Annotated in this window: 17 protein-coding genes and 1 riboswitch; of the genes, 8 read left to right on the plus strand and 9 right to left on the minus strand. The window is 37.3% G+C overall.

The genetic code is table 11. The features are described 5' to 3' along the window. The first annotated feature begins 72 nt into the window (after window positions 1-72). Both dksA and gluQRS read left to right on the plus strand, forming a co-directional pair. Entirely contained in the window at window positions 73-528 is a 456-nt protein-coding gene (gene dksA / locus A9G22_RS05390; RefSeq protein ID WP_065586606.1) for an RNA polymerase-binding protein DksA, read from the plus strand. Window positions 529-553: 25 nt separating this feature from the next. Beyond that, window positions 554-1,453 (plus strand): tRNA glutamyl-Q(34) synthetase GluQRS, encoded by a 900-nt coding sequence (gene gluQRS, locus A9G22_RS05395; RefSeq protein ID WP_176700240.1) that lies wholly within the window; start codon window positions 554-556, stop codon window positions 1,451-1,453. On the opposite strand, the gene moaA is transcribed toward gluQRS, so the two are convergent. After that, window positions 1,433-2,407: a GTP 3',8-cyclase MoaA gene (gene moaA / locus A9G22_RS05400; protein WP_065586608.1), complete on the minus strand. Its 975-nt coding sequence runs from the start codon at window positions 2,405-2,407 to the stop codon at window positions 1,433-1,435. The two genes, gluQRS and moaA, sit on opposite strands and share 21 nt — an antisense overlap. Then, window positions 2,403-2,528: riboswitch (molybdenum cofactor riboswitch) on the minus strand. (Overlaps the previous gene by 5 nt.) 224 nt (window positions 2,529-2,752) lie before the next feature. On the opposite strand from moaA, the gene ppnN reads away from it, so the two are divergent. Beyond that, window positions 2,753-4,129, plus strand: a complete 1,377-nt coding sequence (ppnN, locus tag A9G22_RS05405; protein WP_065586609.1) for a nucleotide 5'-monophosphate nucleosidase PpnN — start codon at window positions 2,753-2,755, stop codon at window positions 4,127-4,129. A 99-nt stretch (window positions 4,130-4,228) separates the two neighbouring features. Here ppnN and radA read toward each other — a convergent pair whose 3' ends face one another. From radA to A9G22_RS05420, 3 genes are all read right to left on the minus strand, one after another. Next, the gene (gene radA / locus A9G22_RS05410) at window positions 4,229-5,608 is read right to left on the minus strand and encodes a DNA repair protein RadA (protein ID WP_065586610.1); all 1,380 of its coding nucleotides are present in this window, start codon (window positions 5,606-5,608) and stop codon (window positions 4,229-4,231) included. A 9-nt stretch (window positions 5,609-5,617) separates the two neighbouring features. Further along, the gene (serB, locus tag A9G22_RS05415; RefSeq protein WP_065586611.1) at window positions 5,618-6,592 is read right to left on the minus strand and encodes a phosphoserine phosphatase; all 975 of its coding nucleotides are present in this window, start codon (window positions 6,590-6,592) and stop codon (window positions 5,618-5,620) included. Window positions 6,593-6,779: 187 nt separating this feature from the next. Next, complete coding sequence (locus A9G22_RS05420) at window positions 6,780-7,121, minus strand: winged helix-turn-helix transcriptional regulator (RefSeq protein WP_065586612.1); 342 nt, start codon at window positions 7,119-7,121, stop codon at window positions 6,780-6,782. A gap of 108 nt (window positions 7,122-7,229) precedes the next feature. Here A9G22_RS05420 and A9G22_RS05425 point away from each other — a divergent pair, with 108 nt between their 5' ends. Beyond that, window positions 7,230-7,772 (plus strand): NAD(P)H-dependent oxidoreductase, encoded by a 543-nt coding sequence (locus A9G22_RS05425; protein WP_065567395.1) that lies wholly within the window; start codon window positions 7,230-7,232, stop codon window positions 7,770-7,772. Window positions 7,773-7,825: 53 nt separating this feature from the next. Here A9G22_RS05425 and rsmB read toward each other — a convergent pair whose 3' ends face one another. Together rsmB and A9G22_RS05435 are read right to left on the minus strand one after the other, a co-directional pair. Beyond that, entirely contained in the window at window positions 7,826-9,118 is a 1,293-nt protein-coding gene (gene rsmB / locus A9G22_RS05430; protein WP_075508485.1) for a 16S rRNA (cytosine(967)-C(5))-methyltransferase RsmB, read from the minus strand. A 33-nt stretch (window positions 9,119-9,151) separates the two neighbouring features. Beyond that, window positions 9,152-10,495, minus strand: a complete 1,344-nt coding sequence (locus A9G22_RS05435) for a Na+/H+ antiporter family protein (RefSeq protein WP_065586614.1) — start codon at window positions 10,493-10,495, stop codon at window positions 9,152-9,154. Window positions 10,496-10,669: 174 nt separating this feature from the next. On the opposite strand from A9G22_RS05435, the gene A9G22_RS05440 reads away from it, so the two are divergent. From A9G22_RS05440 to A9G22_RS11245, 4 genes are all read left to right on the plus strand, one after another. Then, window positions 10,670-11,542 (plus strand): shikimate dehydrogenase, encoded by an 873-nt coding sequence (locus A9G22_RS05440; protein WP_075508486.1) that lies wholly within the window; start codon window positions 10,670-10,672, stop codon window positions 11,540-11,542. Between the two features lie 100 nt (window positions 11,543-11,642). Continuing rightward, entirely contained in the window at window positions 11,643-12,407 is a 765-nt protein-coding gene (aroD, locus tag A9G22_RS05445) for a type I 3-dehydroquinate dehydratase (protein WP_075508487.1), read from the plus strand. Window positions 12,408-12,637: 230 nt separating this feature from the next. After that, on the plus strand, window positions 12,638-12,802 hold the full coding sequence (locus tag A9G22_RS11380; protein WP_176700235.1) for a hypothetical protein: 165 nt from the start codon (window positions 12,638-12,640) through the stop codon (window positions 12,800-12,802). A gap of 89 nt (window positions 12,803-12,891) precedes the next feature. Beyond that, window positions 12,892-13,050, plus strand: a complete 159-nt coding sequence (locus tag A9G22_RS11245) for an endonuclease V (RefSeq protein WP_141669986.1) — start codon at window positions 12,892-12,894, stop codon at window positions 13,048-13,050. Between the two features lie 58 nt (window positions 13,051-13,108). Here A9G22_RS11245 and glnS read toward each other — a convergent pair whose 3' ends face one another. The 3 genes from glnS to A9G22_RS05460 form a co-directional block, all read right to left on the minus strand. Then, entirely contained in the window at window positions 13,109-14,785 is a 1,677-nt protein-coding gene (gene glnS / locus A9G22_RS05450; RefSeq protein ID WP_075508488.1) for a glutamine--tRNA ligase, read from the minus strand. Window positions 14,786-15,053: 268 nt separating this feature from the next. Further along, window positions 15,054-16,397, minus strand: coding sequence for an ATP-binding protein (locus tag A9G22_RS05455; RefSeq protein ID WP_065586619.1), 1,344 nt, complete (start codon window positions 16,395-16,397; stop codon window positions 15,054-15,056). Continuing rightward, window positions 16,394-17,122 (minus strand): winged helix-turn-helix domain-containing protein, encoded by a 729-nt coding sequence (locus A9G22_RS05460; protein ID WP_065586620.1) that lies wholly within the window; start codon window positions 17,120-17,122, stop codon window positions 16,394-16,396. The genes A9G22_RS05455 and A9G22_RS05460 overlap by 4 nt, the downstream gene beginning before the upstream one ends. Between the last annotated feature and the right edge of the window lie 77 nt (window positions 17,123-17,199).

A 17,199-nucleotide genomic window follows, 5' to 3' on the forward strand; every position in this document is an offset into this window, starting at 1 on the left:
AAAATTTTGCCAATGGCTGAATTATTGTTATAGTTTAGCGCTTTCAAATAATCTGTACTTAAGGGGATTGCTGTGAAAAAGGAACAAAAAGTAAATACATCTTCTCTTAGCCTGCTTTCAATTGCTGGGCTTGAGCCATATAAAGAGGCACAAGGCGAGGAGTACATGAACCCTAAGCAATTGAAACATTTTAAACTTATTTTAGAAGCCTGGCTTGCTCAACTACAAGGTGAAATGGGCAAAACAGTTACCCACATGCAAGATGAAGCAGCGAATTTTCCAGATCCAGCTGACCGAGCAACGCAAGAAGAAGAATTCAGCCTTGAATTACGCGCTCGAGATAGAGAAAGAAGACTGATTAAAAAAATTGAAAAAACGTTAAAGAAAATCGAATCAGACGATTTTGGTTATTGTGAATCTTGTGGTGTTGAAATTGGTATCCGACGCTTAGAAGCAAGACCAACAGCAGATTTATGTATCGATTGTAAAACGCTTGCGGAACTGCGCGAAAAACAGATGGGCATGTAACGCCAGTTTCATCTATCATTCTCAAATTAGACCTATGCATTACATCGGTCGTTTTGCCCCTTCACCATCAGGACCATTACATTTTGGTTCGTTGGTTACAGCGCTTGGGAGTTATCTCCAAGCTAAATCTTGCCTCGGTAAATGGCTGGTTCGTATTGAAGATATCGACCCACCACGAGAAGTCAAAGGGGCATCATCACTGATATTAAAAACGCTTGAAGCACTAAATTTATATTGGGATGATGCGGTTTTATACCAATCATCGTGCAACGAACGTTACCAAGCTATTTTACAAACGCTAATCGATAATCAACAAGCCTATTATTGTGATTGTACTAGACAGCGAATTCAAAGTCTGGCAAATGGTATTTATGATGGTTTTTGTCGTGAACGGCATTTATCTATCAATAATAAACAACAGTTTGCGATTCGTTTAAAACAAAATCACCCTATTTTTCAATTTGCAGATCAAATTCGTGGTCTACAAACCGTTGAAAAAGCTAGCGCACAAGAAGATTTTATTATTCATCGTAAAGCTGGCTTATTTGCCTATAATTTAGTGGTGGTATTAGATGATCATCAGCAAGGCATTACTGAAATTGTGCGAGGTGCGGATTTATTACCAGTCACTGCTAAACAAATCTCACTGTATCAACTGTTCGGCTTTCCTGTGCCAAGCTACTGCCATTTACCGCTAGTACTCGATAACAACGGCAATAAACTATCAAAACAAAACCATGCAAACCCGATTGATTTAAACAATCTTAAAGCATTAACCGTTCAAGCTCTGCAATTTTTAGGGCAATGTGTGCCAAAACATTGGCAAGATGCCACACAACAGCAAATTTTAGATTGGGCAATAAAGCATTGGCAACTGATGAATGTGCCAAAGCAAAATATTCAATTATCCACCAATATTGGATAAATTAGGGGTAATACCAACATTATGAGCATGTAACAGATGTTTTTCTGGTTTGATCATTAGCGAAGAAAAGATTCTTGCAATTAATTGTTGCTTTTGCGCTGGACTTTGAAGCAAATCACGCAAATCAACTGCAGCCTCACCAAATAAACAATAATGTAATTGACCAATGGATGATACGCGCAATCGATTACAACTTTTACAAAAATCTTTTGAATACGGCATAATCAGTCCAATTTTACCTTGATAGTCGCTATGGACATAAACTTTAGCGGGACCTGATAGCGGATTTCTAGATTGCAATTGCCAACCCTGTGCAATTAGCTTTGTTTCAATCAAACTACCGGACTGGTGATAACGATTAAACACATCAAAGCTTTCGCCTGTTTCCATAAGTTCAATAAAACGTAATTCGACTGGTCGACATTTAATCCATGACAAATAATCATCTAAATTATCATTTATGTTTTTCATCAAGACAGTATTAATTTTGACTTTTTTTATACCCACTTCTAATGCTCTGTCCACACATTGCATTAATTCTTTAAGCTTATCTTGACCGGTAATTAATTTAAATAAATGTGGGGAAAGGCTATCAATACTAATATTAATCGCATTCAAACCTGCTTGATGCCAATGGTGAATATTTTTTAATAAACGAGAACCATTAGTCGTCATAGCCAGTTCTTTTACACTTGGGTAAGCGGAGATGATCGACAAAATATCCATAAAATCGCGACGCAAAGTAGGTTCGCCACCTGTTAACCGAATTTTGCGCACACCAAGCTCCGTAAATGTTGCAACAACATGATTAATCTCGCTGAGCGACAGAAATTTATGAGCCTTGTTAGGTTGATAACCATTGGGTAAACAGTACTGACACTGAAAATTACACAGCTCGGTAATCGACAAACGCAGATATTGAAATCGACGCTGATAATTATCAACTAATTGCATATTATATTAAACACCTTATCCAAATCGGGAAGCATAGCCATTTCTGTGCTATACCGCGGCTAATCCACCTTATGAATTGAAATATCACTTAGGCAAAAGAGCTTCAGAGTTTGGTTCAGTCTAGCATAGGCTTCATTTTTTGACTATGAACAAATTAATTTTTATAAAATACCTGTTTACTGAACAATTAAAACGGTAACGCCTTCCTAAAATAACACCGTCAAAACACGAGAAGTTTCTATCATAAACCTCCTTTTTTAAATAGAGTTTATCTAATTTACTTATTTAATCAGTTTGAGTATATAATAGTCGTCTTGCTGATAAAACCGTCAAACAGAGGTTGTGATGATCACCCATATTAGCCCATTAGGATCGATGGATTTGCTTGCTCAGGCAGAAGTCGATATTTTAAAAAAATCAGCCAATAGTGAACTTTATCAATTATTTAGAAATTGTTCATTAGCCACTTTGAATGCTGGCACTAAAACCGATAATACTAAAGATCTGTTAGATAGATTCCAGTCTTTTGAAATTAATGTTATTAGCAAAGAACGAGGCGTGAAATTAGAATTGATTAATGCTCCGGAAAGCGCTTTTGTTGATGGACGAATTATTCGTTCAATCCAAGCTAACTTGTTTGCTGTATTACGCGATATCCTTTTTTTAAATAGTCAAATCAGCGCCGTTAAAGAGCTTATTTCTAATATCAAATTTGAAAGAGATCATTCGTTTTATATTACAAACCTTGTTTTTTCAATTTTACGTAATGCAAACTCACTCCATGTAGGTGAAGAGCCAAATTTAGTTGTCTGCTGGGGTGGACATTCCATTAACGAAAGCGAATATTATTATGCTCGCCAAGTGGGTATGCAGCTGGGTTTGCGAGAACTTAATATTTGCACTGGTTGTGGTCCTGGTATTATGGAAGCACCAATGAAAGGTGCCGCAGTTGGTCATGCACAGCAGCGTTATAAAGACAGTCGCTTTATTGGCATGACCGAACCATCAATTATTGCAGCGGAACCGCCTAATGCGTTAGTCAATGAACTGATTATTATGCCTGATATCGAAAAACGTCTTGAAGCTTTTGTGCGGTTGGCGCATGGTATTATCATCTTCCCGGGTGGGCCGGGTACCGCCGAGGAGTTGCTTTATATTCTAGGTATTTTATTAAACCCAGCCAATCAACATCAATCACTCCCTCTGATCTTGACAGGACCAAAAGAATGCGAAGGCTATTTTGCATCAATAGATAATTTTATTCGGAGCACATTAGGTGATGAGGCAACCAAGCTTTACCAAATCGTGATCGACTCGCCCGAACAAGTGGCACGTATTATGAAAGATGGCGTTAAACATGTTAAATCTTCACGCTTAAAAACCGGCGATGCTTATGGATTTAATTGGCTACTGAAAATTGATGAATCGCTACAACATCCTTTTGAGCCAACGCACGCTAATATGGCGTCATTAAATCTTCATCGTGATCAACCTGTGGAACTATTAGCCGCAGATTTGCGTCGTGCATTTTCTGGTATTGTCGCTGGTAACGTGAAAGAGTTTGGTATGAAGCAAATTGGCGAACATGGTCGATATAAGTTACAAGGAGATATCGGAATTATGCAGCAACTTGATAATTTATTGCGTAGTTTTGTTCAACAAGACCGAATGAAATTGCCGGGAGGAAGTGCTTATCAACCTTGCTATGAAATTTGTTATTAAAAATAACATTCGTCGCAAATTTAATCGAAGATAAATCCAATCTTAACCGCCGATAAACCTCGGCGGAATAATTTTAACGATTGATAATTGAGATGATTTTTAAAAATCACCTAAAATATCTAATGCTTCTGAAACTTTTTTAACGGCAAAAATCTGCATATTTTCGGGCTTTTTCTTGGGCATATTAGCGATTGGTACGATTGCTTTTTTAAAACCATGCTTAGCGGCTTCAGATATGCGTTCTTGCCCACTCGGTACAGGTCGAATTTCACCGCCAAGGCCAATTTCACCAAATATAACAACATCTTGTGGTAGAGGACGATTGCGAAAACTGGATACCAGCGCCGCTATCAATGCTAAATCCGCACTAGTTTCGGTGACTTTAACCCCCCCAACCACATTAACAAAAATATCTTGATCGGCCATTTGTAACCCGCCATGCCGGTGTAATACCGCAAGCAATAATGCCAGTCGATTTTGATCTAATCCAACGGTTACACGTCTTGGATTACCATACATAGAGTGATCGACAAGTGCTTGGATTTCAACCAGTAATGGTCGGGTACCTTCCCACAGTACCATGACCGAACTACCCGGTAGCATCTCATCGCCACGGCTTAAAAAGATTGCGGATGGATTACTAACCTCTTTTAAACCTTGTTCAGTCATCGCAAATACCCCCAGTTCATTCACCGCCCCAAAGCGATTTTTATGACTGCGTAGCGTTCTAAAACGAGAATCAGCATCACCATCTAATAAAATTGAACAGTCAATACAGTGCTCAAGTACTTTTGGCCCTGCTAGCGAACCATCTTTGGTTACATGCCCAACCATAATAATGGCAATTCCTTTCGTTTTAGCAAACCGCGTTAAATAGGCAGCTGTTTCGCGAACTTGTGCAACACTACCGGGGGATGATTGGATATCAGTAAGGTGCATCACTTGAATAGAGTCAATTACCATAAGTTTAGGTTGTGACTGTTCGGCAAGCAGGCAAATTTGCTCAATGCTTGTTTCGGACAGCATATTGATATTATCAGCCGGTAAACCCAAGCGATGTGCACGCATCGCAACTTGTTGAAGTGACTCTTCACCTGTTACATAAAGTGTATTCATTTGTGATGATAGCTTACTCATGGTTTGCAGTAACAACGTACTTTTACCTGCACCAGGATTACCCCCAATTAAAATCGCGCTACCCGGTACGACGCCTCCACCAAGCACACGATCAAATTCTGAAAAACCTGTTGAAAATCTTGGCAGTGCCTCTAAGCTGATTTCAGATAATTTTTGAATTTTTGCTTGACCAACACCACTACCCGCATAACCGGTTAATCTATCATTGCGCGAAGCGGTACTTGCAAGCCTCACTTCAGTTATGGTATTCCAAGCATGGCAAGCACTACATTGACCTTGCCAACGCGGATAGTCTGCGCCACAATCATTACAAACATAAGCTCGCTTTACCGCTTTTGCCAATTTAATCTCCTAACCTTCACTTAATAAACTGGTTGATAAAATGCACCATAAACCCGTTAAATCAGCATAATTAATACTGATTCGTGCCTTTTCAACTACTTTGGGTTTGCCACGATAGGCAACGCCTAAACCCGCTATACGAATCATCATTAAATCATTGGCACCATCACCAATCGCCACTGTTTGCTCAATGGGGATATTAAGTGTTGCAGCTAATTGTTGTAATGTCCTTGCTTTATATTTTGCATCAACAATTTGACCAGTCACTTTACCCGTTAATTTACCATGTTTAATTTCTAACGCATTGGCATAAACTTCAACTAATTTTAACTTTTGCTTTAAGTGATCAGCAAAATAGGTAAAACCACCTGACACAATAGCAACATGCCAATTTTTTTTATGCAATTCTTTCACTAAAAATGTCAATCCAGGCGTAAGAGGCAAGCTATCTTTTACTTGCTGTAAAAGATCTTGATGTGCACCTTTTAACGTTGCCACACGTTTGCGCAAACTCGTTGTGAAATCAAGTTCACCACGCATCGTTTGTTCAGTCACGTCCGCAACTTGCTGCCCGACACCATGCAATTTAGCCAGTTCATCAATACATTCAATGCCAATAGCGGTTGAGTCCATGTCCATAACAAGTAACCCCGGGGAGCGTAGCGTGGGTAAATTATCGATTGGGGCAACATCAATACCTAATGCTAATGATATCGATTTAGCTTTTTTAGGTATCACCCCTGCAATACGAACAATCTGATAAGTTTTGATTTTCCATGATGAAACAATCACCATTGGCATAGCAAGTTGATCTTGGAATTTTGATAAGACTGTTTTATTTAACTTTTTACCATAAATAATCCAGCCTGTTTTACCGGCATTATAATCTAAAGGAACCACTTCACAGCCATTTAATGACAGCGGTAAACCTTGCCAATGTTGGATATTTTCAGGTAAATCATTGTAGGTGAGAGTATAAGCCATATCTGAACATCTTTATAAGATAAAACAAGCCCAAAATTTATCACAACTACTAAAGATTGTCCAAGTTAGGATTGTGTGATTTTTTTAGTTTTTTATACTTAAACACATAGTTACCTGAAACTTTTTGACAAAATAGATAAAACCGTGGGTTACCTTTAATCATTCCACCGCGATGCTTATATCAATCTTAAATATTCAACGCCCATAAACAAAGTTGCTCTAATACAGGCCCTAATTTTTCGCCAAATGGCGTTAATTTATAGACAACTTTTAAAGGGGGTTTATCACCAAAAACGCGTCGAGTAATTAACCCATCCTCCTCTAATTTTTTAAGTTGTATACTTAATGTCATATCGGTAATATGAGGAATAATAGTTTTCAATTCGCTGAATCTTTTTTCACCAAAAAGCAAATAATAAAGTATTACCCCTTTCCATTTTCCACCAACTAAATCCATTGCCAAACTAATAGGGCAATAATAAGTTTTATTGTTATAACGTTTTAATGGTCTTTGTTCATCTATTTGCATTAATTCACCTAACTATCAAGTTTGATAGATATTGCTATAAGTTTATTTACAAATAAACTAATTAGAGTAACTATCATTTTAACAGCAAAAAAGGAAAAAAGTATCATTATGACATTAATTATTTTAGGTCACCCCAATATTAAACAGTCTATCGCCAATAAAACAATTATCGAAACATTACAAGATAAAGTTGAGGATATTGAAATTCGCAATATTCACAAGCTTTATCCAAACTATCAAATCAATGTACAAGAGGAGCAAGCCGCATTACTCAGACATGACCTTATCGTTTTACAATATCCAATGTATTGGTTTAACATGCCGGCAATATTAAAAATATGGTTTGATGAAGTATTTACTTACCAATTTGCTTATGGCTCCAAAGGCGATAAATTAAAAGGTAAAAAACTATTACCAAGTTTAACCATAGGACAACAAGAACAAAATTATAAAAAATATCACAACGATTTAATGGATAATTTATTAGAGCCCGTCAAAGTATCAACTTTATATACGCAAATGGAATATCTGCCACCAATACTTTTATATGGTATTTCACCAGAGATTGAAGAAATGCAAGCTAAAATAAAAACAAAAGCACGACAACATGGGCAACAGTTAGTTGAAATCATAAATAAATATAACCAATAAAAATCAATATGATGATTTATAATAATTGATAAATCATCATATTTTATGTTGTATTAACTATGCTTTTTTAAAACCGCATAAAAAAAACCATCACCACCATTTTCAATAGGTAAAAATTGTTTAAGTTCACCTTGTAATTTGGCGCTGGTGTTTTCTTGTAAAAAACGCTCAATTTGTAATTTATTTTCGTCTGGTAGAATTGAACAAGTGGCATAAACTAAAGTACCACCAATTTTTAAATAAGACCAAATATTAGTTAAGATTGCATGCTGTAGCTCAGTTAATTGGGCAATATCATTATCTCGGCGTAACCATTTTATATCTGGATGACGGCGGATAACGCCTGTTGCCGAGCAAGGTGCATCAAGTAAAATGCGATCAAATTGTTGCCCTTTACACCATCGTTCTGGGGTTAATCCATCACCAACTTTAACTTCGGCATGTAAGTTTAATCGAGTTAAATTTTCGTGAATGCGCTTCACTCGGCTAGGCTCAATGTCCACCGCTAAAACTTGTGCTTTTGGAGCAACTTCTAAAATATGTGTGGTTTTACCACCAGGTGCTGCGCACATATCCAAAATGAGCTCGCCATTTTGCGGTGCTAACAAATAAGCGGCATATTGAGCAGACAGATCTTGTACCGTGACAGCACCCTCATCAAAATAGGGTAATTTATTTACATTGACAGGCGACAATAATCGCAGAGCACTAGGTAACTCTGGAAAGCTATCGGATTCAATTTGTTGTTCAGCAAGTAATTGTTGGTAATCATTTACTGAATATTGGTTAAGATTAACTCGCAACCACATTGGTGGCCTTTGGTTATTAGCATGAACAATGGCTTGCCACTGCTCTGGATAGGATTGCTTAAGGCGTGTTAACAACCAACTTGGGTGTAATGTCTGCTGGCTTTGTTGCTTGCTGTCTTGTGTAAATTGTTGTTGTAATGATGTTTGTTGGCGCAAAAACTCACGCAATACACCATTTACAACCCCTTTAAGCTGTGTTTTTTTGAGAGTATTGACCGCATTAACTGTCTCACCGACTGCTGCATGTGCTGGAATACGGGTATAAAGAATCTGATAAATTCCCACTAACAATAAATAGTGCAAAATTCTATTTTTACCGGTTAACACTTTACTCATTAAGGTGTGAATATAAAAATTAAGTTCTGGCAATACTCGCATCACACCAAAACAGATTTCTTGTACTAACGCCTTATCTTTATCGGCTATTTTGTGGTTTAAAGTTGTCAATGTCGCACTTAATGATTGCCCTTCTTCTAGCACATTAAAAATAGCTTGTGCACAAATAGCTCGAATATTTTGATGTGATCGATTATTCATAATGATAGTGACCTAAATTCAACAATATGCTGATTATAAAATTAATGATCCAACCCAACCAGCAATAAATAACGGAATATTAAAATGGGTAAATGTTGGGATAACGCTATCGCGAATGTGGTCATGTTGCCCATCATGATTTAGCCCTGAAGAAGTGGCTAAAATGGTATCTGATGGCGGCGATCCTGCATCACCAATTGCACCAGATGCGCCAATTAAACAGACGGTTGCAATTGGCGAAAAGCCAAGCTGCACACAAAGAGGCACATAAACGGCAGCAATAATAGGGACTGTCGAAAATGATGAGCCAATACCTAAGGTAATAATCAATCCAATCAACATCATAACAAAAGCAGCAATCACTTTATTGCCAGCAAATAAAGCCGCGCTATGAATCACTAGTGGTTCGATTTCATGAGTCTGTTTTAATACTTCGGCAAAGCCTTGTGCTGAAATCATCACAAAACCGATCATTGCCATCATTTTGATGCCATCAGTAAAAACACCATCCGCTTCGCCCCATTTAATCGAACCCGATACAATAAAGCAAATAAAACCAATTAAAGCCCCTAAAATCATCGATCCAGTATAAAGCTGAACAGTAAAGGAGAGAACAATGGCCAGTAGTGAAACAATCAGTGAGCGCTTATTCACATTGTTTAACGCATCTAAATTCGCTACGCCTCGAATAATTTTATATTCTCTAGGTTTACGATAACTGACAAAGATCGCCCATAATAAACCCATAAACATACCTAATGCTGGAATGGCCATTGCATGCATCACATTAACATGGCTCACATCCATACCTGATGCAGTAATATTTTTTAATAATATTTGATTTAAAAAGATATTCCCAAATCCCACCGGTAAAAACATATAAGGCGTAATTAGACCAAATGTCATAATACAAGCAATCATCCTTCTATCGAGTTGTAATCGCGACATCACATATAAAAGTGGCGGAATTAAAAGTGGTATAAAGGCAATATGAATAGGGATAACATTTTGTGAAGAAATACTAACTAATGCAATAATGATAATTAAAATCCATTTGATGCGTTTTTTCGCATCGCTTGAGGTAAGCTGTTTGATCGCTTTATCTGCCAATAATTCAGGTAAGCCAGATTTTGATATTGCCACTGCAAATGCACCTAACATCGCATAAGAAAGCGCAATATTTGCCCCATTGCTGATCCCAGTATTGAATGCATCAATGGTTTCTTTCAACGATAAATGGCTAAATAGCCCACCAACAAATGCGCCAATAATTAAGCTAATAACGACATGAACACGGCAAAGAGATAAAATTAACATACAAATTACCGCAACTACAACTGCATTTATTGACGAGAACAAATCAAGCACTGTATTCATAAATAGATTCTTAATTGAGAAGCAAAGCTTATTATTTTAGGCGATAGATATTGAAAGTGCAATCAATAGTGTATACTCACTTCTTCTTAATATACAAAACTAAACGCGTGTTGCTAAAGAAGGTTAAAAATAGAAAGCTTTATAGGCAAATAAGGCTATTGTGGAGTGCGGTGAATGAGAAATAATATAGACGGACATTTTTTATTAATTGGTTTAATGGCTTACCCTATTCGCCATAGTTTATCCCCTCAAATGCAAAATACCATTTATGCTAAACTGAATGTACCCTATGTTTATTTAGCATTTGAAGTTGATCAAGAAAAACTGCCTGATGCAATTAAAGGAATTCGGGCATTGGGTTTACGTGGTAGTGCGATATCTATGCCTAATAAACAGCTTGTCTGCCAATATCTAGATAAGCTAACACCAGCTGTCGAATTGAGTGGAGCATGTAACACTATTTCAAATGATAATGGGGTTTTAACTGGTTATAACACTGATGGAATGGGTTATATGCGTATGCTTAAAGAAGCCAACATTAATGTGATAGGAAAAAAAATAACTATCCTTGGTGCGGGTGGCGCTGCGACAGCCATTGTGGCACAAGCTGCGCTTGATGGTGTAAAAGAGATCACCATCTTTAACCAAAAAGATGAGTGCTATGCCAAGATCGAAGCGGTTGCAAAAAAATTGAATCAAAATACCCAATGTCATGTGCGTGTTATCGATCTGGCTGATAAAGATCAGCTACGCCAAGAAATTGCAACGAGTGCGGTTCTTTGTCATGCAACAGGTGTGGGGATGAAACCATTAGAAGGACAAAGCTTAATTACTGATCCAACAATGTTAAATCCTGATCTTGTTGTTACAGACTGTATTTACAGTCCACGTAAAACAAAACTACTCGAAATAGCTGAACAACAAGGCTGTAAAACATTAAATGGTATAGGTATGATGTTATGGCAAGGCGCTGCGCAAATAAAAATTTGGACAGGTGAAGAGGCCCCCATTGAATATGTGAAAGAACAAATGGGCTTTAATGATTAGTTGAATTAAGTGTGATTACATTACATCAACTTGTTTTATTTGATCTAACCCATAAAATAAAACCCTATAATAAAAGCAACGGCGATTAACAGGATATAAAATGAAAACAGTCACTATCAAACAACTTGAGATCGGTTTGGGCGCACCCAAAATTATTGTGCCAATTATCGGTAAAACTAAAGCGGAATTAATTGATGAAGTTAAGTTTTTACAATCTATTGATTTTGATGTTTTAGAGTGGCGCGTTGATCACTTTACGAACGTTGATAATATCAATGCAGTCAAAGAGATAGCAAAGACAATAGGCGATTTATTACCGAATAAACCGCTTTTATTCACCTTTAGAACCGTAAATGAAGGCGGCGTCAAACCTTGGCCTTTAACATCATATATTGAATTAAATAAAGAAATGGCATGTAGTGGACTTGTCGATCTGATTGATGTCGAGTTGTTTATTGGCGATGATTACGTAAAAGATATAATTGCTGTTGCACACAAAAATCAGATATTTGTTGTAGCATCAAACCATGATTTTGAAAAAACACCCGCTAAAAGCGATATCATCTATCGATTACAAAAGATGCAAGACCTTGGTGCCGACATTCTTAAAATTGCCGTCATGCCACAAACCACTGATGATGTGTTAACTTTGCTTTCTGCAACCACTGAAATGAACGAAAAATACGCCACCAAACCCATTGTTACCATGTCGATGGCCGGTCTTGGTGCCGTTAGCCGTATAGCAGGTTCAACATTTGGCTCAGCAATGACTTTTGGCGCCGCTAAAAATGCATCGGCACCCGGTCAATTCAATGTCACACAATTACGATATATTTTAGATGCATTATATCAAGGCCACAGTTAAATCAACATAATTAATATAAATCAATACGATATAATCAAAACATTAAAAAACAATGTGTCATTTCTACTTCATGATTAAGGATTCGTTGCTGTATTAATGAGTAGCTTAGGCGGTATTAGTCATAATCGCTATAGATTAACCATTGATGGTTTGGGATAACCACGGCGAATTGGTCGGCGTTTCATTTAATCATTGAACTCATTCGATATCTGAAATTGAAAAGGTAATCGTTGATTATCAAGATACTGTTACCCCCCTATCAAGCTGGTCAATGTTATCAACGGAATTTACCTTGCATACTATCACTGCTTGATAAAGTTGATTTAGGTCTAATTAAAAGCATCGTGATTGATGGTTATATGCATTTAGATGAAGGTAAAATAGGGTTAAGATGACTTGTGTATAGTGCGTTAAATAAAACCAACTCTATTATTGGAGTTACTAAAAACCTTTTTCTGGTAATAGCGAATATTTGATTGAAGTTATGCGATGTCAGATCAAACATCCTTTATATGTGACTTCAATCGGCATATCGTTAGAAAGTACGGCAGAAAACGTGCAATTAATGGCAGGCAAATACCGTATACCTGATTTACTGAGTTATTTGAATCAACAAATAAAATTGTTTAAACATAAGAACTAAATCATTGAAAGCGGTCGTCATTCGCCGAATTAAGTTGGCGAATGACTGGCGAGTTAAATTATGCTTCGTTCCAGCTGTCTCTTAAGCCCACTGTTCGGTTAAACACTAATTTATCTTCGGTTGCAAATTTACTATCTAAACAGAAGTACCCTTCACGTTCAAATTGGTAAGCATGCTCGGCTTGTGCATGTTGTAAACTTGGCTCAACAAAACCTTGTTTAATAATTAATGAATTAGGATTAATGGTTGATAAAAAGTCCTCGGCTGCACCTGGGGTTGGCGTATTAAATAAACGATCATACAGACGAATTTCAGCCGGTTTGGCAAACTTAGCCGAAACCCAATGAATGACGCCTTTCACCTTACGTCCATCTTCTGGATTTTTATTTAATGTTGCCGGATCGTAACTACAATAGATCGTTTGGATGTTGCCTTCGGCGTCTTTTTCAACGCGATCAGCTCGTATCACATAAGCATTACGTAAACGAACCTCTTTACCCAGTACTAAACGTTTGTAATTTTTATTGGCTTCTTCTCTAAAATCAGCTCGGTCGATGTAAATTTCACGCGTGAATGTCACTTCGCGAGCACCTAATTCTGGGCGGTTTGGGTGATTTGGCATGCTAAGCACTTCGTCAATCGTGTCAGAGAAGTTCTCGATCACAACTTTAACGGGATCTAGCACCGCCATTGCACGAGGTGCGTTTTCATTCAGATCTTCACGAATACAAAACTCAAGGGTGCTCATTTCAACAGTATTTTCTTGCTTAGTCACCCCAATTCGTCGGCAAAATTCACGGATCGAAGCAGGTGTATAACCTCGGCGACGTAAACCCGATACCGTTGGCATACGCGGGTCATCCCAGCCATCAACAATGTTTTCTGCTACTAATAGGTTTAGCTTACGTTTAGACGTAATGGCATACTCTAAATTTAATCTTGAAAATTCATACTGGTGCGGACGCGCTTCGATCGTAATATTGTCTAATACCCAGTCATATAAACGGCGATTGTCTTGGAATTCAAGCGTACACAGTGAATGGGTGATGTTTTCAATCGCATCTGAAATACAATGGGTAAAATCGTACATTGGGTAAATGCACCACTTGTTGCCTGTTTGGTGATGCTCGGCAAATTTGATGCGGTATAACACAGGATCGCGCATCACAATAAATGGCGAGGCCATGTCAATTTTGGCTCTTAGGCAGGCTTTTCCTTCGGCGAATTTGCCTTCTTTCATTTGTATAAAAAGTGCTAAATTTTCTTCAATACTACGATCGCGATAAGGGCTATTTTTACCCGGTTGCGTTAAAGTACCACGATATTCACGAATTTCATCAGCAGACAGCTCGTCAACATAAGCAAGCCCTTTATTGATGAGTTCAATTGCATAATCATATAGCCGGTCAAAATAATCAGATGAGTAACAAATCTCACCATCCCATTCAAACCCTAACCAACGGACATCTTGTTTAATCGACTCAACATACTCTATATCTTCTTTGGCTGGATTAGTATCATCAAAACGTAAGTTACATTTACCCTGATAGTCTTGCGCAATACCAAAATTTAAACAAATTGATTTAGCATGGCCAATATGTAAATAACCATTAGGTTCTGGCGGAAAACGGGTATGCGTTGTTTTATATTTTCCTGCTGCTAAATCTGCATCAATAATTTGACGAATAAAATTAGATGGACGATTATCTGTCTCGGTCGGTAATGAACCGCTCATAAAAAACCTCTGATGATATATTTATTAATAACAAATTGAGAATTTTTGCTTTGTTATTGCGTATTATGTTAGCTGACGAATATAACAAATTTTTCTTGTTTCTGAAATGGAAAATAGGCGATTTGCATCGACAAAATGAGCTTTTCACAAAAGCCTATTGGTTTTAACAAAAAAACTATTGTTAGATCAAAAAATCAAAATAAAAAACAAAATAAAATCAAAATGATACCTGACTGATTTGGCTAAAAAATTACCTTTAATGATTGTTTTATTCATCGCCTGACTTTAGCGAAACCACAAATCTTGCGCCACCAAGGGGACTGGTTACTACAAATGCTTTACCATCATGAAATTCTGCCATTAATTTTACATAGGCTAAACCAAGACCATAACCACCCGTTGAACGTGTTCGGCTAGTATCAAGTCTGGCAAAAGGCATAAAAATCTTTTCGCGCGCATCAAAAGGAATGCCAGCGCCATCATCATCGATCTCAAGGATAACGCGATTTTCATGTTTGGTAATATTTAAAACTGCTTTATGTGCTGCATATTTAAACGCATTAAGTAACAGATTTTTTACAATAGTTTCAACTAAATTGGTATCAATCATAGCGTATGCATCTTGGCTATTACAAGTTAGTTCAAACTCTTTAGGTTTGAATAAAGCCAGTGATTGGCACACTTTTTCACCCCACTCTTTGAGTGCTACACGCGTTAAGTTTAGCTCGATATTGCTTTGCTGCATTTTAAAATAATTCAAGCTGGCATTGATTAATGTTTCAAGCTCGTTAATATCATCACTCATACCTTTTTGTAAAAGACGTTTTTCTTGCTCGTCATTAGCTTCTTCAAGCATACTAAGTTCAAATCGCATTCGTGCAAGCGGTGTGCGTAGTTCGTGTGCCATTGCATGGGAAATCGTTTGATTGGTACTGACTAAGTGTTCAATATGCGTGCCCATATTATTTAATACGTTAGCGAGCGGCTTAAACAACCAACCTTTTACATTTTCGGTTCGTGCTTTTAAATTACCTTGCCCAAGTTGTTCGGCAGTTTGCCTAATATTGACAAGATCCTTCCAAACGACACTAAACGCCATATAAATTAAAATAAAAAAGATGATGGCACTAAATAAAGCCCAAATAATAAGAAAAATGGTCAATGACATGGTATTTGATTCCAAAATATCCCGCATTACAATCGGACCTAATTGAAGTAAATGACCATCTTTTAAATCAATGTAAACAACCTCTTTGTCACTATCATAAGAAAAATCCAGCTTCTTTAACTCATTAAGTACAGTATCAGGTAACCGTGTGTTACTTGACAGTACTTCAATAGGATAACCAAAATAAGGTTGTAATTCACTAACCACTTCTTGAAGGGGGCGATCTTTATGTTCGTTAATCTGCATACGAATAAGGTTTACCGTACCTCGCTGGGATTCTCGAAACACAACATGATCATCAGGTATATCCGTTAATGATGAAGGTAATGAATCAAAAACTAATAAAGCACCATAAGCAATAATACTTTGCAATAAAAGTAAAATGATCAAATAAAACACAATTCGGCGATTGAAAAATAGCGGTTTAGCTAAGAGCTGACTCAATGGCTTTCTCCCTCTCGCATAAATAAATAGCCTTTGCCACGAACCGTTTTGATGCGTGATGGATTATCTGGATCATCAAGTAATTTACGACGAAGTCTTGACACACGAGCATCAATAGACCGATCGCTACCATCAAAATCGATACCTCTTACCTGAGAAAAAATATCATCTCGAGATAGAATTGTCCCCGCATTATGAGCAAGTAACCATAACAGATCAAACTCGGCTGTCGTTAAATCAATTTCTTGCTCTTGCAAGAGCACTTTTCGATTTTCACCATCTACGATTAAATTGCCAAATATTAGGGTTTTATTATTCTGTGGCAACACAAATTCTTTATGATTGTCTTTATCAGTTTCTATCTGTTTCCGTCTTAATAAGGCTCGTATTCGGGCCAGCAGTAATCTTGGCTCAACGGGCTTAGCCAAATAATCATCTGCACCTAATTCAAGCCCAACAATTTCATCAATATTATCTTCGCTGGCTGTCATTATGAGGATATAGTTAGTAAACCATGTGCGTATATCACGACAAATATCAAAACCTGTTTTTTCAGGTAACATCACATCTAATATAACTAAATCAGGATTAAGCTGTTGAATCTTTTCTTCAGCGCCTGCACCACTATTATGCCATTCAACAAGATATCCTTGCCGAATGAGATAAACTTGAATTAAGTTGGCTAATCGTTGATCATCTTCGATGATTAATATACGTTCACTCATTATGTGCTCTCAATTACCGCAGCTTGTACTTAGAGATTCTTCATTATACAGACAATTAGCCGACCGTTACAAAACAT

Source organism: Gilliamella sp. App2-1 (genome assembly GCF_001690255.1).
Classification (GTDB): domain Bacteria; phylum Pseudomonadota; class Gammaproteobacteria; order Enterobacterales; family Orbaceae; genus Gilliamella; species Gilliamella apicola_G.

Bases quoted from the DNA above. Each gene is read 5' to 3' on its own strand.
- ppnN (WP_065586609.1), top strand. From the start codon at position 2,753: ATGATCACCCATATTAGCCCATTAGGATCGATGGATTTGCTTGCTCAG.
- A9G22_RS11245 (WP_141669986.1), top strand. From the start codon at position 12,892: ATGCGATGTCAGATCAAACATCCTTTATATGTGACTTCAATCGGCATA.
- aroD (WP_075508487.1), top strand. From the start codon at position 11,643: ATGAAAACAGTCACTATCAAACAACTTGAGATCGGTTTGGGCGCACCC.
- A9G22_RS05460 (WP_065586620.1), bottom strand. From the start codon at position 17,122: ATGAGTGAACGTATATTAATCATCGAAGATGATCAACGATTAGCCAAC.
- A9G22_RS05420 (WP_065586612.1), bottom strand. From the start codon at position 7,121: ATGCAAATAGATGAACAAAGACCATTAAAACGTTATAACAATAAAACT.
- A9G22_RS05440 (WP_075508486.1), top strand. From the start codon at position 10,670: ATGAGAAATAATATAGACGGACATTTTTTATTAATTGGTTTAATGGCT.
- moaA (WP_065586608.1), bottom strand. From the start codon at position 2,407: ATGCAATTAGTTGATAATTATCAGCGTCGATTTCAATATCTGCGTTTG.
- rsmB (WP_075508485.1), bottom strand. From the start codon at position 9,118: ATGAATAATCGATCACATCAAAATATTCGAGCTATTTGTGCACAAGCT.
- A9G22_RS05435 (WP_065586614.1), bottom strand. From the start codon at position 10,495: ATGAATACAGTGCTTGATTTGTTCTCGTCAATAAATGCAGTTGTAGTT.
- glnS (WP_075508488.1), bottom strand. From the start codon at position 14,785: ATGAGCGGTTCATTACCGACCGAGACAGATAATCGTCCATCTAATTTT.
- A9G22_RS05425 (WP_065567395.1), top strand. From the start codon at position 7,230: ATGACATTAATTATTTTAGGTCACCCCAATATTAAACAGTCTATCGCC.
- serB (WP_065586611.1), bottom strand. From the start codon at position 6,592: ATGGCTTATACTCTCACCTACAATGATTTACCTGAAAATATCCAACAT.